The 25,034-nt window shown below is 65.3% G+C and carries 14 protein-coding genes, 1 other RNA gene and 1 pseudogene; 10 read left to right on the top strand and 6 right to left on the bottom strand.

Annotated features, from left to right (window positions below; translation table 11 throughout):
* Positions 1-11: 11 nt before the first annotated feature.
* A complete protein-coding gene (locus J7360_RS06000) occupies positions 12-305 on the bottom strand; it encodes a zinc ribbon domain-containing protein (RefSeq protein ID WP_057659608.1) in 294 nt (97 codons plus the stop codon).
* A gap of 471 nt (positions 306-776) precedes the next feature.
* Between J7360_RS06000 and J7360_RS06005 the strand changes: the two genes are divergently transcribed.
* From J7360_RS06005 to J7360_RS06020, 4 genes are all read left to right on the top strand, one after another.
* Positions 777-2,021: an MFS transporter gene (locus tag J7360_RS06005; RefSeq protein WP_022558716.1), complete on the top strand. Its 1,245-nt coding sequence runs from the start codon at positions 777-779 to the stop codon at positions 2,019-2,021.
* A 612-nt stretch (positions 2,022-2,633) separates the two neighbouring features.
* Positions 2,634-5,105: a TonB-dependent receptor gene (locus J7360_RS06010; protein ID WP_176214990.1), complete on the top strand. Its 2,472-nt coding sequence runs from the start codon at positions 2,634-2,636 to the stop codon at positions 5,103-5,105.
* A 74-nt stretch (positions 5,106-5,179) separates the two neighbouring features.
* On the top strand, positions 5,180-7,327 hold the full coding sequence (locus tag J7360_RS06015; RefSeq protein WP_209033445.1) for a phospholipase C, phosphocholine-specific: 2,148 nt from the start codon (positions 5,180-5,182) through the stop codon (positions 7,325-7,327).
* A 61-nt stretch (positions 7,328-7,388) separates the two neighbouring features.
* Positions 7,389-7,465: non-coding RNA, sX9 sRNA (locus J7360_RS06020), on the top strand.
* A 183-nt stretch (positions 7,466-7,648) separates the two neighbouring features.
* Here J7360_RS06020 and J7360_RS06025 read toward each other — a convergent pair.
* Together J7360_RS06025 and bla are read right to left on the bottom strand one after the other, a co-directional pair.
* Positions 7,649-7,912 (bottom strand): annotated as a pseudogene (locus J7360_RS06025) (alpha/beta hydrolase); the annotation flags it as partial.
* Positions 7,913-8,063: 151 nt separating this feature from the next.
* Positions 8,064-8,957 carry a class A beta-lactamase gene (bla, locus tag J7360_RS06030; protein ID WP_209033447.1) on the bottom strand — a complete coding sequence of 298 codons (894 nt, stop codon included), beginning with the start codon at positions 8,955-8,957 and terminating at the stop codon, positions 8,064-8,066.
* A gap of 100 nt (positions 8,958-9,057) precedes the next feature.
* Here bla and ampR point away from each other — a divergent pair, with 100 nt between their 5' ends.
* Positions 9,058-9,933 carry a LysR family transcriptional regulator AmpR gene (gene ampR, locus J7360_RS06035; RefSeq protein WP_057659617.1) on the top strand — a complete coding sequence of 292 codons (876 nt, stop codon included), beginning with the start codon at positions 9,058-9,060 and terminating at the stop codon, positions 9,931-9,933.
* 15 nt (positions 9,934-9,948) lie between these two features.
* Here ampR and J7360_RS06040 read toward each other — a convergent pair whose 3' ends face one another.
* Both J7360_RS06040 and J7360_RS06045 read right to left on the bottom strand, forming a co-directional pair.
* On the bottom strand, positions 9,949-10,449 hold the full coding sequence (locus J7360_RS06040) for a YcxB family protein (protein WP_007964933.1): 501 nt from the start codon (positions 10,447-10,449) through the stop codon (positions 9,949-9,951).
* A 187-nt stretch (positions 10,450-10,636) separates the two neighbouring features.
* Positions 10,637-12,553 carry an ABC-F family ATP-binding cassette domain-containing protein gene (locus J7360_RS06045; RefSeq protein WP_209033449.1) on the bottom strand — a complete coding sequence of 639 codons (1,917 nt, stop codon included), beginning with the start codon at positions 12,551-12,553 and terminating at the stop codon, positions 10,637-10,639.
* A gap of 185 nt (positions 12,554-12,738) precedes the next feature.
* Between J7360_RS06045 and J7360_RS06050 the strand changes: the two genes are divergently transcribed.
* The 4 genes from J7360_RS06050 (at position 12,739) to J7360_RS06065 (ending at position 21,443) form a co-directional block, all read left to right on the top strand.
* The gene (locus tag J7360_RS06050) at positions 12,739-15,126 is read left to right on the top strand and encodes a TonB-dependent receptor (RefSeq protein WP_057659619.1); all 2,388 of its coding nucleotides are present in this window, start codon (positions 12,739-12,741) and stop codon (positions 15,124-15,126) included.
* 489 nt (positions 15,127-15,615) lie between these two features.
* Positions 15,616-16,041, top strand: coding sequence for a VOC family protein (locus tag J7360_RS06055; protein ID WP_007964927.1), 426 nt, complete (start codon positions 15,616-15,618; stop codon positions 16,039-16,041).
* Between the two features lie 273 nt (positions 16,042-16,314).
* Positions 16,315-18,702, top strand: a complete 2,388-nt coding sequence (locus tag J7360_RS06060; protein WP_022558709.1) for a TonB-dependent receptor — start codon at positions 16,315-16,317, stop codon at positions 18,700-18,702.
* 341 nt (positions 18,703-19,043) lie between these two features.
* Positions 19,044-21,443: a TonB-dependent receptor gene (locus J7360_RS06065; protein ID WP_007964924.1), complete on the top strand. Its 2,400-nt coding sequence runs from the start codon at positions 19,044-19,046 to the stop codon at positions 21,441-21,443.
* Positions 21,444-21,642: 199 nt separating this feature from the next.
* Here J7360_RS06065 and J7360_RS06070 read toward each other — a convergent pair whose 3' ends face one another.
* The gene (locus J7360_RS06070; protein ID WP_209033459.1) at positions 21,643-22,836 is read right to left on the bottom strand and encodes a cytochrome P450; all 1,194 of its coding nucleotides are present in this window, start codon (positions 22,834-22,836) and stop codon (positions 21,643-21,645) included.
* 441 nt (positions 22,837-23,277) lie between these two features.
* Between J7360_RS06070 and ybaL the strand changes: the two genes are divergently transcribed.
* Positions 23,278-24,975 carry a YbaL family putative K(+) efflux transporter gene (gene ybaL / locus J7360_RS06075; RefSeq protein ID WP_057659621.1) on the top strand — a complete coding sequence of 566 codons (1,698 nt, stop codon included), beginning with the start codon at positions 23,278-23,280 and terminating at the stop codon, positions 24,973-24,975.
* Positions 24,976-25,034: the final 59 nt, after the last annotated feature.

A 25,034-nucleotide genomic window follows, 5' to 3' on the forward strand; every position in this document is an offset into this window, starting at 1 on the left:
GCTGGTCCGGCTCAGGCGGGGTCGGACGCTGGCTTGGCGGCTGGCTTGCTCTCCGCGGTCGCCGCCGGTTTGGCATCGCCACCGGTGCCGCTGCTTTCGGTGAGGTTCTTCTTTTTCTCGCCGGCGGACTTGAAGTCGGTCTCGTACCAGCCGCTGCCGGACAGGCGGAAAGACGGCGCGGTGACCTGGCGCTTGATCGTGGCCGCGGCGCAGGCCGGGTAGGTTTGCGGATCGGGGTCGGCCATTTTCTGTAGGCGGTCGAATGCGTGGCCGCAGGTAGTGCACTGGAAACCGTAGATGGGCATGGCAAGGATCAGCCGAAGACGTTGCAAGGGGCGCAAATTCTAGACGCATGCGGGCTGGCAAGTGCAGTGCCTGGCGACGGGCAGCGGGCCGCCGCTGATGCGTGTACATGGCCGGCGCCAGGCGACGGCGGCAATGCGCGATGGCCGCTTCGACAGCCGCACATGTCGATGCGCTGGCTTACCGACGCAATGCCGTACCACGCTACGCGCAGGCATGGCTGGCGGCAGCATGGCGGCGAGTGCGGCGCACGCCCCCTCTGCGTGCGCGCCATGCGCGCCACGCATGCATGGGTTGCGCACCCAAGCAACGCAACGAATGCGCAACCACAAAACCGCGGGCTGCGGCAATCACATCCCCACGCAATCGCTAAAAACGCGCACGCGCCAACGGCGCCGATCGAGCCGCACCGACCAGGCTGCTACACTCGAACACGTGATCGACGCGCCTTTCCCCCCACGAGGGCCGCATCCATGTTGCGGTTGACTGCCTTATTGCTTGGCGTTGCCCTGCTGCTCACCGGTAGCGGGTTGCTGGGCACCCTGCTCGCCGTGCGCGGCGATCAGGCCGGTTTCGATGCGCGGGCGTTGGGGTTGATCATGTCCGGCTACTTCGCCGGCTTCTTTCTCGGCACCTTCTTTGCACCACCGCTGATTCGCCGCATCGGCCATATCCGCGCATTTGCGTTTTATGCGGCGCTGGCAGCCATTGCGGTGTTGCTGCATCCGATCTGGTTGAACGCCTGGGGCTGGGGCGTGCTGCGCCTGGTGACCGGCGCGGCGCTGGTCGGCCTGTATACGGTGATCGAAAGCTGGCTCAACGCCGAGCCGGACGCGCGTCGGCGCAGCCGGGTGTTTTCGGTCTACATGGCGATCAATCTGTCGGCGCTGGCACTGGGCCAGGTCCTGCTCACCATCGGCGATGCGGGCGCACCGGCGATGTTCACGCTGACGGCGATCCTGATCTGTGCGGCAATGATGCCGGTGATGACCACGCGCCTGATTCCGCCCGAAGTGCCGCATGTCTCGCGCCTGCGACTGAAAACGCTGTACGCGTTGGCGCCGGTGGCAACCATCGGCGCGGGACTGTCGGGCCTGGCGATGGGTGCGTTCTGGGGCTTGTTGCCGGTCTACGCCAACCGCATCGGACTGGATGCCGACGGCGTGGCGATGTTCATGCTCACCGCCATCGTGGGCGGTGCGGTGCTGCAGTGGCCGATCGGGCGCATCAGCGATGGGCATGACCGCCGCATCGGCCTGGTGACCGTGAGCGCGCTGGCCGCTGCCATCGCGATCGCTGCCGCATTGCCGATGGTGCAGACGCAGACCACCGTGCTGTTCGTGCTGTTCTTCGTCTATGGCGGGTTGGCGTTTTCGCTGTACCCGTTCGCGGTGGCGCACATGCTCGATTACCTGCCGCGCGAAGACCTGCTGTCCGGCAGCAGCAGCTTGTTGCTGGTGCATGGCGTAGGTGCGGCGATCGGCCCGGCGTTGGCGGGCGGTGCCATGCAGAAATTCGGCCCGGCCGCGCTGCCGGTGTACTTCGCAGTGATGCTGTTGGCACTGGCTGGATTCACGCTATCGCGGCTGCTGCGCTTCGCCCGCCGCCGCACCCATCCGATCGCCTTCCGCCCGATGCTGCGCACCACGCCGTCAGCACTGGAGTTGATGCCGGAAACACAGCAGACCGAAGCGCCGCCGCACGCCAGGCACCGCTGACAACACTGTTTCGCGCTGTTTTCCAGGATGCTTGAACGGTTCGATCAGCGGACTGCAGAGGTGCGGCTGCGACCAGCACTGCTTCGATAAATCCCGACACTTTGCGCGCTCTGAAAAGCGATTGAATGCTGTTGCTGCGTCGGCGGCAGGCGGATGATCTGTTGCTTGGCTGCAGGGCCCTTGCACGCCAACTATCGCGGGACACGCTGCAAGTACGTCCTTGTCAGCTCCGTGACGGCATCCATGCCGCCAAGGGTCCCGCGACGGTAAGCGGGCAAGGACCAGTCGAGTTGGTCGGTGCGCATAGCTCTCAATAAACAGCCAGGAAACCGTCTGGCGCGGTGTCCTCACCGCTTGCGGGACCGTTGGTGGCATGGATGCCGCATCGAGCCCCCATGGACGGGTTGACGGCGTGTCCCGCAAGCGGTGAGGGCACCGCGCCCGCGACCGACTCAGCTTCTGACTCAACCCGCTGACCAAACCCAAACCCGCTTCGCCCAACGGTTTCGTTAGCGCGCCTGGAAACATCCAAACAGCACTAAACAGTCGTCGCTTCACAACCCAGGCTGCGAACATCCAACGAGTGATCGAGACCACGCTTCCAGCGCGGTCATCATCACGCAACGCAATCGCGGCAGTCTTCCCAGATCCCCTTCCCCGCTGTGGATTTCAATGGATTCGATGTCCTCCTTGCGCGTGCGCCATCCTGCCACGCTCGCGTTACTGCTGGTTCCGCTCACCCTGCCCGCGTACGCACAGCAGGTTCCCGACGGCGCAACCCCCGACCCGGCCGCAGCCGTACCGGCCAGCGCTGACGAGCAAGTATCGACGCTGGATCAGGTGCAAGTGGTCGGCCAGGCAATGACCTATTCCAAGACCTCCGTCAGCAAGGAGATGCTGGACCGCCAGTTCGTGCTCGGCAGCGTCAACGATGCGCTCAACGAACTGCCCGGCGTGGTGGTGACCGAAGCCGATGCCTTCGGCTCGTCGGATTGGGGCACGCAAATCAGCATGCGCGGCTTCGTCAGCAATCGCGATACGCAGCAGATCGGCACCACGATCGACGGCGTGCCCAATGGTGGCTCGGCGTACGGCGGTGGCTCCAAGGCCAACCGCTTTATCGACATGCCGGATCTGGAAACGGTGGAAGTGAGCCAGGGCACCGCCGACATCGCCTCGCGCTCCAACGAGGCGCTGGGCGGCACCTTGAATTACCTCACCAGCGAACCGCTGGAAACGCAGCGTGTGCGCGTGATCGGCGGCATTGGCGATAACCAGGCGCGCAAGTACTACGCGCGCTACGACACCGGCCTGATCGGCGGCAATACGCGTGCATGGGTCAGTGGCTCGTCGGCACGCAACGACGACTGGATCGACGGCAGCGGCCACACCAGCCGCGATCACCTGGCCGGCAAGTTCGTCAGCGTGTTGAATCAGTGGACGCTCAGCGGCTACGCCTCTTACGACGATGCCGACGAATCCGAATACGCCAGCGTGACCCCGCAGCAATTCGCACGCGACCCCGAGCACGACCTGCTGACCGGCACGCTCACCGGCATTCCGTATCTGGACCAGAACTATCGCTCCGGCTCGCGTGCATTACGCAAGAATACGTTTGGCTACGTGCGTGGCGCGTTTGATGGCGGCAGCGGCTTCAAGACCACGCTGACCGGCTATGCCCACCGCATGCAGGGGCGCGGCGACTGGATTCCGCCGTATCTGGTGGATGTCAGCAACGATGGCGCCGGCATGCCGGAATCCGAGGCGCGTGGCGGCAACACCGTGTATGGCGGCAGCGATCTGGGCAAGCTGTATTACCTCACCCCCGGCGGCGCAGCTGCCACCATGCTGGCCGGCTGTGCCGGCAGCGATGCGATGCCGGCCCAATCCAATCCGGCCTGCTATCCGGCCGGTTCGGTGCCAGTGCAATCGTATCGACATAGCCACTACGACAATCACCGCGCCGGCGCGATGGCCGATGTGGAATGGCGGACCGATCTCGGCGCCATCGACAACACCGTGCGTGCCGGTGCCTGGCTGGAGCGCGTTGAGCGCAGCGTCACCCGCGACTGGCACCGCCTGCTCAACGTCGGCACCAACATCAGCTTCGATCATCAGCCGTATTGGGTGCAGTTCAAGGATAACTACCAGACCGACGAGCAGATGTATTACCTGGAAGACGTGATGCGCTATGGCGCATTCGCCTGGCGCGTAAGCGTAAAGCAATTCTTCGTCGACCAGACCCGCGACCGCCGCATCGGCGATGCGCAGCACCTGCAATCGGATTCGCATTCCGACCCGCTGCTGTCGGCCGGCCTGACCTGGACGACACCGGTGCAGGGCCTGGAAGCCTTTGCCGGTTACTCGCAGAACTTCGCCGCGATTCCGTCCGGCGTGCTGGGCGAAACCGACCCGGTCGCACTGAGCCGGGTGAAACCGGAAACCGCCGACAACATCGAACTCGGCCTGCGTGTCAGCCGCTGGCCGTTGACCGGCAGCGTCACGCTGTACGACATTCGCTTCGACAACCGCATCGTGTATGTGCCGGCCAACTTCGTCACCGGTATCGATTACCTGGGCGAAACCGACGGCGTGTACGAAAACTTCGGCGGCGTGCATGCGCGCGGCGTGGAAGCAGCGCTGGGCTACGGCTGGGACAACGGCTGGCGCATCAATGGCGCCTACACCTACAACAAGGCCGATTATCTCGGCAGCGGCGATGCCGCGCGCGATACCGCATTGGAGATCACGCCCGGTGCACAGGTGGTCGGCCAACCGCGCAATACGCTGGTGGTGTCGGCCGACTGGCGCGGTCAGGCATGGCGCTTCGGTGTCTCCGGACGCTACCTGGGCAAGCGCTACCTGGACGCATCCAACCGCGCCGCACTCGATGGCGTGACCACCTTCGATGCCAATCTGGGGGTGGAGCTTTCGCAACTGACCTCGCAGCTCAAAGGCCTGCAGCTGGCGCTCAACGTCAGCAACCTCACCGACAAGCGCTATCTGGAAGGCGTGGACGGCAGCGACAGCGCCTTTATTGCCGCACCGCGCACCGTGGGCCTGACCCTGACGCTGGACCTGTAACGGTGAACTGCCATGCTATGCGATGCCCGCACCAGACATCGGTGCGAGCGGTCCTTCCGATGCGATGAGCCCACATGATCGATCTGCCCCGACGCCGCCTGCTGCAAGCCGGCTTCACCAGCGGCGCGGCCGCATTGCTGCCCAGCATCGCGCGCGCCGCCGCCATCGCGCCGGACCGCCGCAACGGCACGCTGGAGGATCTTCAGCATGTGGTGATCCTGATGCAGGAAAACCGCGCGTTCGATCATTACTTCGGCGCGCTGCCCGGGGTGCGCGGGTTCGGCGACCGTTTCCCGATTCCTGCGCCGCCCTTGCCGGGCGCACCGGCGCGCACGGTGTGGCTGCAACCCAGCGAGGACGGCCGGCAGTGGCTGACGCCGTTCGCGTTGGACACCGCCGCGCAGTTCGGCTTCATGCGCGTCAAGGGCACCCCGCATAGCTGGCCGGATGCACAACAGGCCTGGGACCATGGCCGGCTCGGGCACTGGGCCGCCGCCAAGCACAATCATGCGCTGGGCTATTACACGCGCGCGGACATTCCCTTCCAGTACGCGCTGGCCGATGCCTTTACCGTCTGCGATGCGTACCACGCTGCGATCCAGACCGGCACCAATTCCAATCGCGTGTTCCTGTGGACCGGCGGCAACGATCCGCAGGCGCGCGCAGGCGGCCCGGTGATCGGCAATTCGCACGACAACTTTGCGGAACTGGGCGGTTTTGCCGAGCCATATCACTGGGGCACCTACGTCCAGGCGCTGCAGCACGCCGGTGTGTCCTGGCAGATCTATCAGGACATGGCAGACAACTTCACCGACAACCCATTGGCCGGCTTTGCGGCATTTCGACAGGCGTACAGCGCCGCGCCCGGACACGACCCGCAACTGCGCGCGCGTGGCGTGAGCACGCGCGGTCTGGCGCAGCTGCGCGAGGACGTACTGGGCGGGCGCCTGCCTGCGGTGAGCTACATCATTGCCGATGCGGCCGGCAGCGAGCATCCGGATCCGTCCAGCCCCGCCCAGGGTGCGGCCTACACCGCACGCGTGCTGGATGCGCTCACTGCCGATCCGGCGGTGTGGAGTCGCACCGCCTTGCTGGTGATGTTCGACGAGAACGACGGCTTCTTCGAGCATGTGCCGCCGCCCGCGCCACCGTCGCCGGATGCACGCGCAACTGGCGGGTTTGCCGGCGCATCGACGATTGCCACCGACGACGACTATCACCGCCACCCGGCACCGGGCGAACAGAAAGTGGATCTTCCCGCGCTACGCGGGCGGCCGTATGGGCTTGGCCCGCGCGTGCCGATGTATCTGGTCTCGCCATGGAGCCGCGGCGGCTGGGTGGATTCGCAGGTGTACGACCACACCTCGGTGCTGCGTCTGCTGGAACGCCGCTTCGGCGTGCCTGCGCCGGAGATCACGCCCTGGCGGCGTGCGGTGTGCGGCGACTTGACCAACGCCTTCGATTTCCGCCAGACCGATGCGCGCCCCTTCGCCGCCGCGCTGCCCGATGTCGGCGCAACCGCAGCGCGCGCAGCAGCCTTGCGCGAGCACGCACTGCCGCCGTTGCCGGCCACGTTGCAGCCGCCCGAGCAACCGTTCGGCGTGCGCCGCTCTCGCGCGCTGCCGTATCGTCCCAGCGTGGAGCTGATCTACCTGCCCGAGCGCGGCGAAGTGAACCTCCGCATGGCCAACGCGGGCGCGGCGGCGGTGCTGCATGTCCACGACCGCTTCGATCTGGCCGCAATTCCGCGCCGCTATACGGTGGGGAATGGCGCCACCGTGGACGGCACGTGGACCACCTACGACGGCCGCTACGATCTGTGGCTGCTCGGTCCCAACGGCTTCCATCGTCACTATCGGGGCGATGTGGGTGCACCGCTGCTGGTGGCCGAGATGGCGCGGGATCCGAACGATTCCGCATCCGTGTCGCTATCGCTGCGCAATGCTGGCAGCACGGCCCTGCAGGTGGAGCTGCAACCGGGCGCGTACGCAGCCGCACAGCCGCACGAACGCCTCAGCATTGCACCCGGCACCACTGAACAGCGGCACTGGAAGGCGGCGGCAACCGGCGGCTGGTACGACCTGTGGGTGAACCACGACGGCGTGGCCCAGCGTCTGGCCGGGCGCATCGAAACCGGCGCAGACAGCGTCAGCGACCCGGCCATGGGTGGGCCGGCGCGGCTGCAGCAAGAGCTGCCTGTCTTGACCGGCGCACTCGATTAAGAGCGGCTTACCCAACGACTGCGCGCTCCGCCACGCGTGCGCGGTCGACGCCAGGTGCGGCATGTCCCACGCGTACACGGCGGTTCCGAGCGCAAGGTCCACATCCGCCGGACGACTACTCGCTACGTTTTGGTAGCCGCTCCAAGCCTTTGCGGCTCTGAATGCGCTGAGCGTGCAGATGGCTGCGCGGTCGGCGGGCTTGCGCACGGTTGCACTCAGCGCGCGCCAGGTGCGTCCGGCAGGGCAACCATCGCTGACCAGGTTTCCACCAGCGGCGGCCCATGTGCGATCGGCAGTGTGGCCGCGCGCAGGCCGAACGCAGCAGATGTCCGTCCCTTCCAGAACCATGGCCAGGACTTGATCGCTACCGCCGGGGAACACCAGCACCGCCGCACGGGTGTTGCGACCCTTGGGCGCGTAGACCGTCATTGTCGGGCGGATGACAGCGCTCACCTTGGTCCATGGGAAGCGCCCCTCGCCGATGCCCACCGCCGCTGGCTTCGGATGGCAAACCGCATCAGGCACCGCTTGCGGCCAGAGCGGTATCTCGACCTAGCCAGGCGCTGGCTGCCAGGCAGCGGCCATTACGAGCCCATGCACAAACAACAGCGCAACCGCCGCACACCAATGACGCAGCTTGATTTGCGCTGTGAACTGCTGAAAAGCCGACAGGTAACAGCGAGCACGTCGTGGGTTCACACGCGAATGAAACGTGGAAAACAGTTGGCGGTTGCACTCAACCTGCGATGCTCTCGCGTACCGCAACTGCCACCGCCTTCAACGCCGCATCGCGTGCCGCGTCGTCGACCTTGGCGCCGTTCAAGTACGTGGTCAGCAGCAGTGGCCCCCTGCCCTTCGGCGGCCAGAGGATGGCGATGTCGTTGCGCGTGTCGGTGCCGTTGCTGCCGGTCTTGTCGCCGATCTTCCAGCCGGCCGTGAGCCCCGCACGCAGGCAATCGTCTCCGGTGCGGTTGTCGATCATCCAGTCGGTCAGCTGTTTGCGCGAGGCTGGCTGCAGCGCGTCGCCAAGCAGCAGCGTGCGCAGCGTGGCCGCCATTGCCGCAGGCGTGGTGGTATCGCGGGGGTCGCCGGCGGCGAACCCATTCATCTCCGGTTCGTAGCGGTCGGTGCGGGTCTGGGCATCGCCGATGCCGCGCAGGAATGCAGTCACGCCGGCCGGGTCGCCAACCAGCGGGAACAACAGATTGGCGGCAGGGTTGTCGCTGTAAATCATCGTGGCCCGGCACAGTTCGCCGATACTCAGCGAACCGCCGACATGGCGTTCGGTCACCGGGGCATGCTCGAGCATGTCGGAAGCGCGGATCTTGACCTGCCGTGCCAGCGTCAGCTTGCCCTGGTCCACCTGCTGCAGCACCGCGGCAGCCAATACAAATTTGAAGGTGCTGCACATCGGAAAGCGCTCGTCCTCGCGCTGCCCGAGGCGCTTGCCGGTGGCGCTGTCGAGCAGGCAGATGCCCAGGCGGCCGCCAGTGCCACGTTCGATCTGCGCCCACCGTGCCCGCAGCATGTCGTCCACGTTCACCGCGGGGGTGAGCGCACACGCGGGTCTGGACGCTGCAAGCAGCACGCCCGCGCCGGTTGCGTACAGGAACTGTCGCCGATTCAACATGCGGTTGCCTCCTTGAGAGAGCCCGCAGTATCGATGCGCACGACGCAGCCGACCATCGCGATGTTTCGATCTCAGGCATGAATTGGACTAATCTCTGCCCATGCCCCGACCCCGCCTGCCGCTCAATGCCCTGCGCGCGTTCGAAGCCGCCGCGCGCCATCAGAATCTGACCCGCGCGGCCAACGAGTTGTGCGTCAGCCAGGCCGCGCTGAGTCACCAGATCAAGGCGCTGGAGCAGCAGCTGGGCACCAGCCTGTTCCACCGCCTGCCGCGCGGGGTGGCACTGACCGACGAAGGCGCCGCGCTGGCACCGGTGCTCGGCGAGGCCTTCGACCGCATCGCCGCCACCTTGGAACGCTTCGCCAATGGCCGTTACCGTGAGGTGCTCAGCGTGGGCGTGGTCGGCACCTTCGCCACCGGCTGGCTGTTGCCGCGGCTGGCGGCATTTCATGCAGCGCATGCGGATATCGAGCTGCGCCTGTCCACCCACAACAACCGCGTCGACCTGGCCGGAGAAGGCCTGGATCTGGCCATCCGCTTCGGCGATGGCGACTGGCAGGGCCAGGTTGCCGAAGCGGTGATGGAAGCGCCCTTTGCGCCGGTGTGTGCGCCGGCAATGGCGCGCGGCTTGGGCGTGCCGGAGGATCTGGCGCGCGTGCCGTTACTGCGCTCGTATCGTCTGGATGAGTGGCCGCAGTGGTTTCGCGCGGCGCGTGTGACGGAGGTGCCCGCGCGCGGCACCATGTTCGATTCGTCGCTCACCCTGGCCAGCGCAGCGGCAGCCGGTGCCGGCGTGGCGTTGTTGCCGCTGCCGATGTTTCGCCAGGACCTGGATGCCGGGCGCCTGGTCTGCCCGTTCCCGATCGCCATCGATGCCGGGCGCTACTGGCTGACGCGGCTACGCTCGCGGCCGCAAAGCGACGCCGGGCGCCGGTTGCGCGATTGGCTACTGGCCGAACAGCACGGCAGCAGCTGAGCAGCACTGCCGCGCTTAGGACGCCTTGGACGTCTTTCCCACCTGCACCGCCAGCTGACGAAACGCCTCGTACTGCGCCCTGTCGGCGAACCAGTGCGGGCAGAACAGCTCGAACAGCCGGTCGTTGTGGTACAGCAGCAGCACCCGCTCGTTTTCGCGGATGCGGATGTAATCGGACCAGGGGCGACGCAGATGGCCGTCCGCCCAGGTGATTTCCAGTGCGTTCTCGTCCCATGCATAGGTGTAGGGATGCCGCAGCGCGGCCTGCTGCGCGTGCAGGCGTTTGATCCGCCGTGGCAGGCCCCACACGTGCAACAGCGCCAGGCCGATCAACCCGCCGCCACCGCTGCCGATCAGCACCTGGCCAATGATCTCGTTCGCGTCACTCAGTTGCAGCACCACTACGCCGACCAGCAGCAGAACAGCCAGAAACACCATCACACGTTTGGACGACTGACGCGCATGCAGGCGCTGTGCGGCCAGATGGTCTTCCAGGCTGATGGTGGCGGTGATCATGGGCAACCTCCTTGTTGGGCTCCAGGCGCAGCGTAACCCAGCGGTATTTGTCGTGACTAACGACAGGTAGCGCAATCGGCAGGCGGGTACGAACCGTGCGCAGAACCACAACGTAAGAGGGTTACCTGCCGCACCGCGCACCGGCCGCAGCCACCCGATGGCTGCGCAGTCGTATTGTCAGCCGCTCTTACGCACCGTCGATCAACTCCATCCACGCCGCCTCTGCCTCAGCCAGCTGCAGCGCGGTTGCTTCGCGGTCGCGTCCGAGCACGGCCATCTTCTCGCTGTCGGCGTAGTTGCCGGGATTGGCCAGCTCGCGATCCAGCGCAGCAAGCGCCGCTTCCAGCTCGCCGACGCGCTTTTCGGCGCTGGCCAGCTTGTGCGGGTTGACGGCTTTTTTCGGCGGCAGCGGCTTGGTGGGCGGTGGCGGAGTCGGCGCCACTTCGGCCATCTTCTGCTTGGTGCCCTGCGCAGCCGGGCGACTACGCAACCAGGCCGCGTATTCGTCCAGGTCGCCGGCGAACGGCTCGACCACGCCATCGGCCACGCGCCAGAAACTGTCGCAGACCAGGCCGATCAGATGGCGGTCGTGCGAGACCATCACGATGGCCCCCTCAAAATCGCTCAGCGCCTCGGCCAGCGCTTCACGCATTTCCAGGTCCAAGTGGTTGGTCGGTTCGTCGAGCAGCAGCACGTTCGGCTGCTGCCAGGCGATCAACGCCAGCGCCAGACGCGCGCGCTCGCCGCCGGAGAAGCCATCCACCACTTCGAAGGCGCGGTCGCCGGCGAAATTCCATTTACCCAAAAAATCGCGAAACGCCTGATTGGCGCCATCCGGCGACAGCTCGCGGAAGTGGTCCATCGGCGATTGGCCTTCGTGCAGCGATTCCACCGTGTGCTGGGCGAAGTAACCGATGCGCAAATCCGGATGCGCGCTGCGCTCGCCAGATAGTGGCGCCAGCTCGCCCACCAGCGTTTTGACCAGCGTCGACTTACCCGCGCCATTGGGCCCAAGCAAACCAATCCGGTCACCCGCCTCTAGCCCGAATCCAACATCATGCAGCACGGTAATGGCATCGCTGGAACCACGCTTTTGCGATTCCCCATTCCCGATTCCAGAATCCCGCGGCGCAGCGGCATAGCCGCAAGCGGCATGATTCAACCGAATCAACGAAAACGGCAGACGATTGGGCTGCGCGAACTGGATGCGAAACTCGCGCTCGGCGCGCACCGCCTCGGTGCCGGCCATCTTGGCCAGGCGCTTCATGCGGCTCTGCGCCTGGGTCGCCTTGCTGGCCTGCGCCTTGAAGCGGTCGATGAAGCTCTGCAGATGCGCGCGCTCGGCCTGTTCCTTGCCGTGCGCGATCTGTTGCTGACGCAAATGTTCGATGCGCTGGCGTTCGAAATCGGTGTAGCCACCGACATACAGCTTGGCGGTGCCGCCATGCAGGTGCAGGGTGTGGGTGGCCACGTTGTCGAGAAATTCGCGGTCATGCGAAATCAGCAGCAGCGTACCCGGGTACTTGAGCAGCCACTGCTCCAGCCACAGCACCGCATCCATGTCCAAGTGGTTGGTCGGTTCGTCGAGCAGCAGCAGGTCGCTGGGCATCATCAGCGCGCGCGCCAGATTCAGCCGCACGCGCCAGCCGCCGGAGAACGACGACACCGCGCGATGGTGCGTGTCTGCTGGAAATCCCAGACCGTGCAGCAACTTGCCGGCGCGCGCTTCGGCGTCGTAGGCACCGATCTCGGCCATTTTCTGGTGTGCGTTGGCCACCGCCTCCCAGTCTTCGCGCGCGGTGGCTGCGGCTTCTTCCTGCAGCACCGCGGAGACTTCGATGTCCCCGCCCAGTACGAACGACAGCGCCGGGTCGGGCAAGGACGGGGTTTCCTGCGAAACGCTGGCCGTGCGCACTTTGCCGGGCAGATCGACATCGCCCTTGTCGGCCTCCAGCTCGCCCTTCACCGCAGCGAACAGGCTTGACTTGCCGGTGCCGTTACGGCCCACCACACCGACGCGGTAGCCGGCGTGCATGGTCAGGTCGACATTGGAGAGCAGCAGACGCTCGCCGCGTCGCATGGAGAAGTTACGCAGGGAAATCATTGATGGACAGTCCAATAGAACGAAAAGGAATGAGCAGATGAGCAGCATTCCTGCGACGCCATTCTAGCGTTAACGAATAATTAGCGCCTTCAGCGTGGCCGCCGTCTTCTTCGCCCTCCCGCGACCGCCGCCTGCCTAGCCTAGCCTTGCCTGGTCCTGCCTGGACCCACGTTTTTGGAGTTGTCATGAACACCCCCGTTTCCGCGCTTGCGACCGCCGTGGTCGCTGCACTGCTTGCCTCCCCCGCCCTGGCCCAGACCGCCGCGCCGGCGACTGCCCCGGCCAACACCCTGGATACGGTCATCGTCACCGGCACCCGCGTGTCGGACCGCACCGTGGCCGAGTCGCAGTCGCCGATCGACATCATCAGCGCCGAATCGCTGCAGGCCACCGGCACCCCGGAACTGGCCACCGCGCTGGCGCGCGCCCTGCCCTCGTTGAACTTCCCGCGCCCGGCGCTGAGCGATGGCACCAGCGCGATCCGCCCCGCGCAGCTGCGCGGCCTGTCGCCCGATCAGGTGCTGGTGCTGGTCAATGGCAAGCGCCGCCATACCTCCTCGCTGCTCAACCTCAACGGCACCATTGGTCGCGGCGCGGCGGCGGTGGATCTGAACACCATCCCGGTCGCGGCCATCGCACGGGTGGAAGTGCTGCGCGACGGCGCCTCGGCCCAATACGGCTCCGACGCCATTGCCGGTGTGGTCAACATCGTGCTCAAGGGCGCAGAAAAGGGCGGCAGCCTGCAAGCCGGCTTCGGCCAGTATTCGGCGGGCGACGGCAACAACTACGAGCTCTCCGGCGACACCGGCGTGGCCTACGGCGGCGACCGCGGCTGGCTGCACGTCGCCGCCCAGCTCAACCAGCAGGATCCCACCGACCGTGCGCGCGCCTATGCCGGCGCGCCCAGCGTCTCGCAGCCGGCAGTCGGCCAGAAGGCGTTCAAGATCGGCGACCCGGAGGTCAATGCGCAGGCGGTCTCGGCCAATACCGAATTCGCCTTCAGCGACAGCATCACCGGCTATGCGTTCGCCACCGCCAGCAACCGCGACATCACCTCGTTCGCGTTCTTCCGCGCGCCGGGCAGCACCACCCAGAATATCTTGTCGATCTATCCGCAGGGCTTCCTGCCGGAAATCCAGACCTACGCCAAGGACCGCTCGCTGGTGGCCGGCGTGCGCGGTTCCACCGCCAGCGGTTGGGACTGGGACGCCAGCTACAACTACGGCTACAACCGCATCGATTTCCATACCCGCAATACGCTCAATGTGAGCCTGGGCCCGACCTCGCCCACCTCGTTCTACGACGGCGCGCTGGAAACCACGCAGAACATCGTCAACCTGGACGTCAAGCGCGGTTTCGACTGGGGCCTGGCCTATCCGGTGACGGTGGCCTTCGGCGCCGAGTACCGCAACGAAAAGTGGAACCAGTCACCGGGCGAAGTGGGCTCGTATTTCCAGACCGGCACACTGGCCGGCGGCGCGCAGGGCTTCGGTGGATTCGCGCCCAGCGTCTCGGGCCAGTACTCGCGCGACAGCTACGCGCTGTATGCGGATCTGGAAGCCGACTTCACCGACAAGTTCTCTGCCGGCCTGGCCGGGCGGTACGAGGACTTCAGCGATTTCGGCAGCCAGGCCTCGGGCAAGTTGTCGGCGCGCTACGCCTTCACCGACAGGATCGCGTTGCGCGGCACGGTGTCGTCGGGCTTCCGCGCGCCATCGCTGGCGCAGCAATATTTCCAGTCCACCAGCACCACCTTCCTGGCCGGCAACCCGAACCCGTTCGAGATCCGCACCTTCCCCGCCGACAGCAACGTAGCGCGCGCGCTCGGCGCCGAACCGCTGGATGCGGAAACCTCGCTGTCCTACAGCCTGGGCCTGGTGCTGCAGCCGACCGATGCGCTCTACCTCACCGTGGATGCATACCAGATCGATGTGGACGACCGCATCGTGCTGTCGTCCAACCTCACCGGCACCGGCGTGCGCAGCCTGCTGGAATCGCAGGGCATCTTCGGCATCAACGGCGGGCGCTACTTCACTAATGCAGTGGACACGCGCACGCGCGGCGTGGACGTGGTGGGGAGCTACCGCTGGCAGCTGGCCGCCAGCAGCGTGGACCTGACCGCCGGCTACAACTACTCGGAAACCGAGGTGCGCAGCGTGGCCGCCAACCCGGCAGCGTTGTCGGCCAACGGGCTGAGCCTGGAGCGCATCGACCGCACCGAGCGTGGCCGCATCGAAGAAGGCTTCCCGCGCGACAAGTTCCTGATCAACGGCAGCTGGAACCTGGAGCACTGGACGCTGGCACTCGGGGCCACGCGCTACGGCAAGTACAGCACCCGCCCGGCAGACGCGAGCAACGACCAGACCTTCGGTGCCAAGTGGGTGGTGGATGCATCGGCCAGCTACAAGGTCGACCGTTGGACGCTGACGCTGGGCGCAGACAATGTGCTGGATGAATATCCGGACGAAAACAGCTTCGCCAATTCCACCAGCGGGCAATTCCCCTACAGCAACCTGTCGCCGTTCGGCTTCAACGGTGCGTATGTGTATGGGCGCATCAACTACCGCTGGTAAGCGCTGCGCTTGAGCAGCCGATCTCGTCCTCGTGATCGTGAGGCGGGCGATGCGATCGGCCATCTCGCGATCAGCACGAGGCATCCGCAGCCTGCGCCGTGATCGAGAACGCGGCGTCGATGCACGCATGGCAATCTTCGACATCGAGAGTCGACCACACGCCCCGGCCAGCCCGGGGCGTGTGCGTATCGGCCAGGCGTTGCCTACGGCCTCTTTGGAGCGGCAAACACACTCACTGCCAGCGCCAGGCGGACGCAGCCGGTGCTCGGTGCTCGGTGCTCGGTGCTCGGTGCTCGGTGCTCGGTGCTCGGTGCTCGGTGCAGCATCGACCATGCGTGCACCGCGGTTGGTGTGCGCCGTCTGCGCGCACCTGGCAACTACGCGCCACGCTCTGGAAGCCGCCCTGCGCACCGCATCGCTGCGAGGTGAAGAACAGCCGGCAGCTGCGGTGGTATCAACTGTGCTCCCGTCATTGCCGGAGCACGCTCCATGCAAACATCGCAGCTGTCGCGCGGACGCTTGATCGACCATCTGCACCTGGTGGTGCAGGACCTACCGGCCAGCCGGCGCTTCTACCAGGCTGTGCTGGACGTGCTCGGCATTCCGGTCGGTGGCGAAGGCGACGGCTTCTTCTGGGCCGACGAACTGTTCGTCTCCGACCGCAACACGGTGGCACAAGGTGTGCTGACCGGCCGCCATCACCTAGCGTTTCAGGCACGCGATGTGGCGATGGTGCAGGCCTTCCATCAGGCGGCACTCGCCCATGGGGGTCGCGACAATGGTGCGCCCGGCCAGCGCCCCTATCACCCGCACTACTACGCTGCGTTCGTGCTCGATCCGGACGGCAACAACATCGAAGCGGTCTTCCATGGTGTTGCGCAACGCAGTGCAGATGCGGTGCAGATCACATTCTGATGCGCAAGTTTCATAACTGGTATTGCCGTCCACTATGGTGCAAGCGAGCGCCCGCCGCAGCAAGTCTGGTGCACGCGTCGCATCAATTTGGTGCACGATGACAACGTTGCCAGTAGCACGACAGGGATGACAGTTGCTTGCGCAACGTAACCAAAATTTGACATGCGGTTACACGTGGTTAATGGTTGAGAACGCACCGCAGCTGCCGCGATGGACGCGGCCCGGGAGGGGGCCCCTGCGATGCATCCGTTCCCCACTCGGAGTTGTCACCGCATGAATTGCAAGACCAGTCCACTCGCAGTCGCCGTTGTTCTTGCACTGTCGTTTTCCGCTTCAACCGCATCTGCACAGTCGCAGGCGCCGACCCAGAAAACACTCGACACCCTGATCGTGACCGGCACGCGTGTGGCCGATCGCACGGTCGCCGAATCGGCATCGCCGATCGACATCATCTCGCCGCAGGCACTGGAATCGACCGGTACCACCGAATTGGCGACCGCGCTTTCACGCGCGATTCCCTCGCTCAATTTTCCGCGCCCGGCCATCTCCGACGGCTCTGACGCGGTGCGTCCGGCACAGCTGCGCGGCCTGTCGCCCGATCAGGTGCTGGTGCTGGTCAACGGCAAGCGCTACCACAGCACGGCGTTGATCAATCTCAACGATACCCAGGGGCGTGGCTCTTCGCCGGCAGACCTCAACACCATTCCGATCGCCGCGGTGGAGCGCATCGAAGTGCTGCGCGATGGTGCATCGGCGCAATACGGCTCGGATGCCATCGCCGGCGTGATCAATGTCGTGCTCAAGGGCAGCGGCGAAGGCGGCAGCATCAATGGCCGCTATGGCAAGTACAGCGCTGGCGACGGCGAGCAGTATCAGTTGTCCGGCGATGCCGGTTTCAGCTTCGCCGGCACCGGCAAGGTGCACCTGGCCGCACAGGCCGGGCACTCGGATCAGACCAACCGCGCGTTGCCCTTCCAGGGCCGTGTGGAGCAACGTTACGGCGACCCCGACATCGACCAGGGCGCGCTTTCGTTCAACGGCGAATACAGCCCCACCGATTACCTCACCTTCTATTCGTTCGGCATGGTCAGCCGGCGCGAAGTATTGTCCAACGGCTATTTCCGTTTTGCCGGCGATAATCGCAACCGCCCGGAAATCTATCCGGACGGCTTCCTTCCGCAGATCTACAACGTCAGCAAAGACGTCTCGTGGGTAGGCGGTCTGAAGACCTCAACCGAAGGTGGCTTGAACATCGATCTGAGCTACAACTACGGCCAGAACAATCTCACCTTCGATGTGCGCAACAGCTTGAACAACAGCCTCGGCGTGACCAGCCCGACCGACTTCCACGCCGGTACGCTGGAAGTGACACAAAACGTGCTTAATGCCGATTTCACCAAGACGCTGGATTGGGGCCTGGCCTATCCGGTGACGCTGGCCTTCGGTGCCGAATGGCGCGGCGAGAAGTTCAACCAGTCGCCCGGCGATGCGGCGTCCTCGGCCAACGGCGGTATTCCCTCGGCCAACGGATCGTTGATTCCCGGCGCACAGGTGTTCCCGGGCTTCAAGCTCTCCGACGCCGGTTACTACAACCGCAACAGTCATTCGGTCTACGCCGATCTGGAAGCGGATCTGACCGAAAAATTGTCGGCCGGGCTGGCAGGGCGCTACGAGAAGTACAGCGACTTCGGCGACACCGCCACCGGCAAGCTGTCGCTGCGCTATGCCTTTACCGACAAGGTGGCGGTGCGTGCGACTGCGTCCACCGGCTTCCGCGCGCCGTCGCTGCAGCAGCAGAACTTCCAGTCGATCGCCACCCAGTTCCTCAACGTGGCACAGCCCAACGGCACGGTGACCGCGATTCCGTTCGAGATCGGCACCTTCCGTACCGATAACCCTGCCGCGATTGCGCTCGGTGCCGAACCGCTCAAGGCCGAAGAATCCAAGAATTACGGCCTGGGCGTGGTGTTGCAGCCGGTGGAGAATCTGTACATCACGGTGGATGCATATCGCATCGATATCGACGATCGCATCGTGCTGTCTGAAAACCTCACCTCCAATGCGGTCCGCAACTACCTGCAGGCCAATGGCTTCCCGGGCATCGGTGGCGGGCGCTACTTCACCAATGCGGTAGACACCAAGACCCAAGGCGTGGATGCGGTCGGCACCTATCGCTGGAACCTGGATGGCGGCAGCGTAGAGCTGACCTCCGGCTACAACTACAACAAGACCGAAATCAAACGCATCGCCGACAACCCGGCAGCGCTGATGGCGATCGACCCGAGTGCGGTGCGCATCGGCCGCGCCGAAATCGGCCGTATCACCGAAGGCACGCCGCGCGACAAGTTCTTCCTCGGCGGTACCTGGTCGCCGGGCAACTGGTCGTTCACCGGCACCGCCACGCGCTGGGGCGAGTTCAGCACGTTCGGCACCAACGCCGGCAGCGACCAGACCTACGCGGCCAAGTGGACGCTGGATCTGGCCGCGTCCTACAAGTTGGGCGCGTGGAACTTCACCGTTGGTGGCGACAACGTGCTCAACGAGTATCCAGACCGCCAGCAAGCCGGTTTGGGCACGCGCACCTACCTGCCCTACAGCAGCGCCTCACCGTTCGGTTTCAACGGCGCGCTGGTCTATGCAAACGTGAATTACAAGTGGTAACTCCCAAGTGCCGGTCGGCCACGACCGGCACTTGAGTCGCGCGGCACTGCACGTTTGACGTGTCGCCACGTCACCGTCCCTGGCCACCCTCGCATACGTGAGGTGGTCAGGTTAGACGCTCTCCGCTGCACGCTGCACCGCTTCAGCAAGGACGCGCGCAGCAAAGTGCGCAAGGCGCCACACCGCGCGTTGCCGATTGCTGCCCTCTTCGCGCGCACTGCTCCGTACTGCGGCAGCAAGCGGCGCGCAGGCATGGCCGATTACCCGTACGCAGTCTCATTCCCCCGGTATTTACGGTGCTTCGTCGCTACGTCCATCACTCCTTTCGAGCCTTGACTCCCATGCACAACTCCAACGCACTCTCGCTGGCGATTTCAGTCGCACTCACCGTCTGTTCCTTCGCTGCCGGTGCGCAGTCGCAATCGACCCAGCCGCAGAAAACCCTCGACACCCTGATCGTCACCGGTACGCGCGTCAGCGACAGGACCGTGGCCGAATCCGAATCGCCGATCGACATCATCTCCGAGGAGTCGTTGCAGGCCACCGGCGCCACCGATGTCGCCACCGCGCTCGGCAAGCTGTTGCCGTCGCTGAACTTTCCGCGCCCGGCCATCGCCGACGGCAACGACGCCGCCCGTCCCGCCACGCTGCGTGGGCTGTCGCCGGACAACGTGCTGGTTCTGGTCGACGGCAAGCGCTATCACACCTCCTCGCTGGTGAACTACAACCCCTATGTCGGCCGCGGCTCGGCACCGGCCGATCTCAACTCGCTGCCGATGTCGGCCATCGCCCGCATCGAGGTGCTGCGCGATGGCGCGTCGGCGCAATACGGCTCCGATGCGATTGCAGGCGTGGTCAACATCGTGCTCAAGCACGGCGCCGCTGCCGGCAGCAACAGCATTTCGGTCAATGGCGGCATCATGGACAAGGGTGACGGCGCACAGAACGGTATCGACGGCTCGGTCGGCCTGCCGTTCGGCGCCACCAGCGGCGATACCGCGCCTGGCTGGGTGCGACTGTCGTGGAATTACCAGAATTCGATGGACACCAACCGCAGCGAGAACACCAATCGCGCCACCACGCTTGCCGGCGCAGCCAATCCCAGCGGCGTGCCCTACCAGCGCCATGGCGATCCGGATGCCAGGTTCTACCAGGGCCTGGCCGCGTTCGGCTATGACTTCACACCCAACGTCGAACTGTATGGCCATCTGAGCGTCAGCCGCCGCGAAGTGACTTCCAACGGCTACTACCGTGCCTACGACAACAGCGACCGCAATGTGCAGGCGGTGTATCCCAATGGCTTCCTGCCGCAGATCTACAACCCGATCAACGACCGCTCGGCGGTGCTCGGCGTCAAGGGCACCACCGAAAGCGATTGGCATTGGGACGTGTCGGCCACCTACGGCAAGAACGACATGACCTTCAACATCCTCAACAGCATCAACACCAATCTGTACTGGAGCACGGGCAGCTCGCCGACGAACTTCAATTCCGGCGGTTTCGAAACCGAACAGGGCACGCTCAACGCCGACTTCAACAAGTCCTTCGACTGGGGGCTGGCCTATCCGGTCAATCTGGCCTTCGGTGTCGAACACCGCCAGGACCGCTACGAGATCGTCGCCGGCTCGCCGGCGTCGTATTTCTTCGACCCCGACACCATCAACCCGGAGACCGGAAGCCCCTACCCCGGCGGTGCGCAGGTGTTCTCCGGCCTGGAACCCTCGGTGGCCGGCAAGTTCGGCCGCCACAGCAATGCGGCATACGCAGCGCTGGAAGCGGACCTGACCGACAAGCTGTCCGGCGGTATCGCCGGGCGTTACGAGAACTACAGCGATGCCGGTTCCACCCGCTCGGGCAAGCTGTCGGCCCGCTATGCGTTCACCGATACGTTCTCCATGCGCGCAACGGTCTCCAACGGCTTTCGGGCGCCCTCGTTGGCGCAACAGAACTACGCCTCGGTGGTGACCTTGCCGCAGGACGGTCAGCTGATCCAGGTCGGCACGTATCGCACCTCCGACCCGATCGCCGTGCAGCTGGGCGCGCGTCCGCTGAGCCCGGAAAAGTCCACCAATTACGGGATCGGCAGCGTCTGGCAGCCGACCGCCAACTTCACCTCGACGCTGGACGTGTACCAGATCCGCATCTGGGACCAGATCCTGTATTCGGACCAGATCCAGCTCGCCCAGCCGATCGGCCAGGTCGGTGCCGTGCAATTCTTCGTCAACGGCGCCACCAGCCGCACGCGCGGCGTCGACTGGGTCAACAGCTATCGGGCCGATCTCGGTGCCGGCGGCAGCCTCAACCTGAGCGCCAGCGCCAACTACAACAAGACCAAGATCCTGGAGTTGTCCAATCCGAACTTCGGACGCGCCAGCCAGGGCTTGTTGACCGAATCCACGCCACGCACCAAGTACATGCTAGCAGCGGACTGGACCTTGGACGGCTTCTCGCTCAATGGCAATGCCACCCGCTATGGCGCGATCAAGCGCATCGGCGATCCGGCCGACGGCAGCCAGGACCAGACCTACTCGGCGCGCTGGATCCTCAATCTGGCGGCCAACTACACCTGGCAGGCGCTGACCTTCACCGTGGGTGCCGACAACGTCACCAACCAGTATCCGACCAAGGCACAGCTGACCACCGGCTACGATGATCGCGCCAGCGGTCTGCAGTACTCCTCGTTGTCGCCGTTCGGCTTCAACGGTCGCTACTGGTACGGCCGGGTGACCTACCGCTTCTGATCGGCCGGCTCGAGCGAACCTGCCGATCCGGGCATGCGTACACGCAAACACCGCCGAGTGATCGGCGGTGTTTGTGGGTGTGGGCATCTCGATTCGGGTGCAGCGGCCATGCCTCGTCTGCCACGACGATTGCCAGCGCGGTGATTGCCGCTGCGATTCCATCCCGGCACGTCACGTCGCTGCACCGCCTGGCCACAGCTCACCAGGAGGCGAGCAGCGCGTCGACACCGCGCAGGTTGGCGCGATCGTTCCAGCTCAGCGTATCCAGCTGCTCCAGCCGAAGCGCCGGCAGACGCGCAAGCAGGCAGGCCAGCGCGGCTTCCATGTCGATCAGGGCCAGCCGGTTGCCCAGGCAGTGGTGGATGCCGCCACCGAACGACAGCGCGCGGCCCTGCTGGCGGCGGATATCCAGCACCTGCGGGTCGGTGAACTGCAGCGTGTCGTGATTGGCCGCGCCCAGCATCAGATACAGCATGGCGCCCTGGGGAACCGCCACGCCCTCGATCTCGAAATCCTGCAAGGCGGTGCGCGTGGCGATCTGCACCGAGCTGTCGTAGCGCATGCATTCGAGCACCGCGTTGGGAAGCAGGCTCGGGGTTTCCTGCAGCAGGCGCAATTGCTGCGGATGCCGATGCAGGGCGACCAGCGCATTGCAGATCATGTTGGAGGTGGTTTCGTGGCCGGCAAAGAACAGCAGGATCACGTTGGAGACGATCTCCTCCTCGCTCAGGCGGCGGCCGTTGTCCTCGGCCTGGATGAAGCGCGCGATCAGATCGTCGCCGCCATCGCTGCGACGTTGCGCGATCACGCCGTGGAAATACCTCGCCAGCTGGTCGTACGCCACGCTGGTCGCCTGCAGTTCTTCCGCCGTCATCATCGGATCGAAGACTTTTGCCAGCGCGCTGGTCGCGCGGCTCAGCGCGGTGACATCGGCTGCATCGATGTCCAGCATCCGGCAGATGATGGCGATCGGCAGCGGGAACGCGAACTCGGTCAGCAGATCGCAGTGGCCGTTGGCCTGGAAAGCGTCGATCAAGCCGGTGGCGGTATCGCTGGCTACCTCACGCATGAACTCCATCTGCCGAGCACCGAAGGCCTGCGTCATCAGTCCGCGCAACTGGGTGTGCAGCGGCGGATTGAGCAGCAGGAACATGCGGCTCATGCCCTGAAACAGCGGCAGGTGCACCGCCGTCTCGCCGTAGCGCAGACGAATGCTTTGCAGATAGTCGCGGCCGACCCGGCGATCGCCTAGCAGGCGATCGACCATGGCGTAGCGGCCGGACATCAGCCGGCCGTCTGCCACCTGCACCAGTGGGCCTTCCTCGCGCAGGCGTGCGTAGGTCGGATAGGGATCGTGCCGGAACTGGGGTGTTGCCAAATCGCTGAGATGCATGGACTTGCTCATGTGGCATCACCCGCAACGGGAGCGATGCATGCGTGCGCCTGCCGGAGAACGCCGGTGCTTCACTGGAAGCCCGAATTATCGGCATGCGCCATGCCCCGGCCTTGCGCAAGCGCGAAGCGGTGTCGTCAATGTTGAGCCGGCGTGCCGGACTTGCGCCGTGCGTCTCAGCTCGCAGAGGTAGGCATGGGCACAGCGGTTTACGCGCGGCGCCTGATGCATGTATCTGTTCGCGCGCATGCGCCGCGTGTCGCATCGCGTTAATCATGCGCTGTGTACTATGGGCGTCCGGCCAACCGGACCTGTCTTGCGGTCCAGTTCCCCCTGCCGGACTCCAGCCATGACCACGCAATGCCCGCAGGCGACGCCCGGCGCAGTGCCGTTGGCTGGTCGACTTCGACGATCTCCCGGACACTCTCACAACGGATTGGAATGCATCACGACACCAGCCTCATCGACATCATCGCCGTCGGCCTCGCGGTCGCCTTCATCCTTGGCACGCTCGCGCAGAAGGTGAAGCTCTCGCCGCTGGTCGGCTATCTGCTGGCCGGCGTGTGCGTGGGGCCGTTTACGCCGGGCTTCGTGGCCGACCAGACCATCGCCAACCAGCTGTCCGAACTGGGCGTGATGTTGCTGATGTTCGGCGTGGGGCTACATTTTTCGCTCGACGATTTGATGGAAGTGAAGTGGATCGCGGTGCCCGGCGCACTGGCACAGATCGTGGTGGCCACTTTGCTCGGCTGGGCGCTGGCGTGGAGCATGGGCTGGTCGCTGATTCACGGCTTGGTGTTCGGCCTGGCGCTGTCGGTGGCAAGTACGGTGGTGCTGTTGCGCGCCCTGGAAGAACGCCGTTTGCTGGACACCCAGCGCGGCCGCATCGCGGTGGGCTGGCTGATCGTCGAAGACCTGGTGATGGTGCTGGCATTGGTGTTGCTCCCGGCGCTGGCGGATGTGCTCGGTACCGGCACGCCAGCGGCGGCGCACGATGCCCAATCGCCCTCGCTGCTGGCCGCGCTGGGCGTGACTTTGCTCAAGATGGTGGCGTTCGTCGCGGCGATGCTGGTCATCGGCCGGCGCGTGATTCCCTGGTCGTTGGAAAAAGTGGCGGCAACCGGCTCGCGCGAACTGTTCACCCTGGCCGTGCTCGGCATCGCGCTGGGCGTGGCATTCGTGTCGGCCACGTTCTTTGGCGTGTCGTTCGCGCTCGGCGCGTTCTTCGCCGGCATGCTGCTCAAGGAATCGGAACTCAGCCATAAGGCCGCCAACGATTCGCTGCCACTGCGCGATGCATTTGCGGTGTTGTTCTTCGTCTCGGTGGGCATGTTGTTCGACCCGATGATCCTGATCGCGCACCCGTGGCAGGTCCTGGCGACCTTCCTGACCATCACCGTGGGCAAGTCGCTGGCGGCATTTCTGATCGTGCGCGCGTTTGGCCACCCCACCGGCACGGCGCTCACCATTTCCACCAGCCTGGCGCAGATTGGCGAGTTTTCCTTCATCCTGGCCGGCCTGGGCGTGCAACTGGCGATCCTGCCGGAAACCGGCCGCGACCTGATCCTGGCCGGCGCGCTGCTGTCGATCGTGGCCAACCCGTTCCTGTTCTCGTGGCTGGACCGCTGGCAGGCCAAGCAGGCGCAGGACGCGCCCGCCGCCGTCGAGCCGGAACTGCCGCCCGGCCCGCCGCTGCCGGCCGACGGGCATGCCATCGTGATCGGCTACGGCCGCGTGGGCAGTTCGCTGGCGCAGTTGCTGCGCAGCCGCGGCGTGCCGGTGCTGGTGATCGACGACAACGGCGACCACGTCGCCAAGGCGCATGCGGCCGGTATTCCCGGCATCCGGGGCAGCGCGGCAGCGGACCGCGTGCTGGCCGAGGCGCGCCCGGAGCACGCCAAGATCGCGATCCTGGCCATTCCGCAGCCGCTGGAAGCCGGCGAAGCACTGGCCAAGCTGCGCGTCATCAACCCCTCGCTGACACTGCTGGCGCGCGCCCACAGCGATGCCGAGGTCAAGCACCTGCTCGAACATGGCGCCGACGGCGCGGTACTGGCCGAGCGCGAACTGGCCTATTCGCTGGCCGAAATGGTGATGTCCACCCCGCCGTATCGCGCGTTGAACGTGCCGGCGTCGTAGTTGGGCGCGCGCGGATGGCGCTTTCCGCAAAACCCGTCCGCCGTCAGCACGTCATCTAC

The organism is Xanthomonas sp. D-99 (assembly GCF_017746145.1).
In the GTDB taxonomy this organism is placed as follows: Bacteria; Pseudomonadota; Gammaproteobacteria; order Xanthomonadales; family Xanthomonadaceae; genus Xanthomonas; species Xanthomonas cissicola.

Bases quoted from the DNA above. Each gene is read 5' to 3' on its own strand.
- J7360_RS06060 (WP_022558709.1), top strand. From the start codon at position 16,315: ATGAATTGCAAGACCAGTCCACTCGCAGTCGCCGTTGTTCTTGCACTG.
- J7360_RS06055 (WP_007964927.1), top strand. From the start codon at position 15,616: ATGCAAACATCGCAGCTGTCGCGCGGACGCTTGATCGACCATCTGCAC.
- J7360_RS06015 (WP_209033445.1), top strand. From the start codon at position 5,180: ATGATCGATCTGCCCCGACGCCGCCTGCTGCAAGCCGGCTTCACCAGC.
- J7360_RS06040 (WP_007964933.1), bottom strand. From the start codon at position 10,449: ATGATCACCGCCACCATCAGCCTGGAAGACCATCTGGCCGCACAGCGC.
- ybaL (WP_057659621.1), top strand. From the start codon at position 23,278: ATGCATCACGACACCAGCCTCATCGACATCATCGCCGTCGGCCTCGCG.
- J7360_RS06000 (WP_057659608.1), bottom strand. From the start codon at position 305: ATGCCCATCTACGGTTTCCAGTGCACTACCTGCGGCCACGCATTCGAC.
- J7360_RS06005 (WP_022558716.1), top strand. From the start codon at position 777: ATGTTGCGGTTGACTGCCTTATTGCTTGGCGTTGCCCTGCTGCTCACC.
- ampR (WP_057659617.1), top strand. From the start codon at position 9,058: ATGCCCCGACCCCGCCTGCCGCTCAATGCCCTGCGCGCGTTCGAAGCC.
- J7360_RS06065 (WP_007964924.1), top strand. From the start codon at position 19,044: ATGCACAACTCCAACGCACTCTCGCTGGCGATTTCAGTCGCACTCACC.
- J7360_RS06070 (WP_209033459.1), bottom strand. From the start codon at position 22,836: ATGCATCTCAGCGATTTGGCAACACCCCAGTTCCGGCACGATCCCTAT.
- J7360_RS06050 (WP_057659619.1), top strand. From the start codon at position 12,739: ATGAACACCCCCGTTTCCGCGCTTGCGACCGCCGTGGTCGCTGCACTG.
- J7360_RS06045 (WP_209033449.1), bottom strand. From the start codon at position 12,553: ATGATTTCCCTGCGTAACTTCTCCATGCGACGCGGCGAGCGTCTGCTG.
- bla (WP_209033447.1), bottom strand. From the start codon at position 8,957: ATGTTGAATCGGCGACAGTTCCTGTACGCAACCGGCGCGGGCGTGCTG.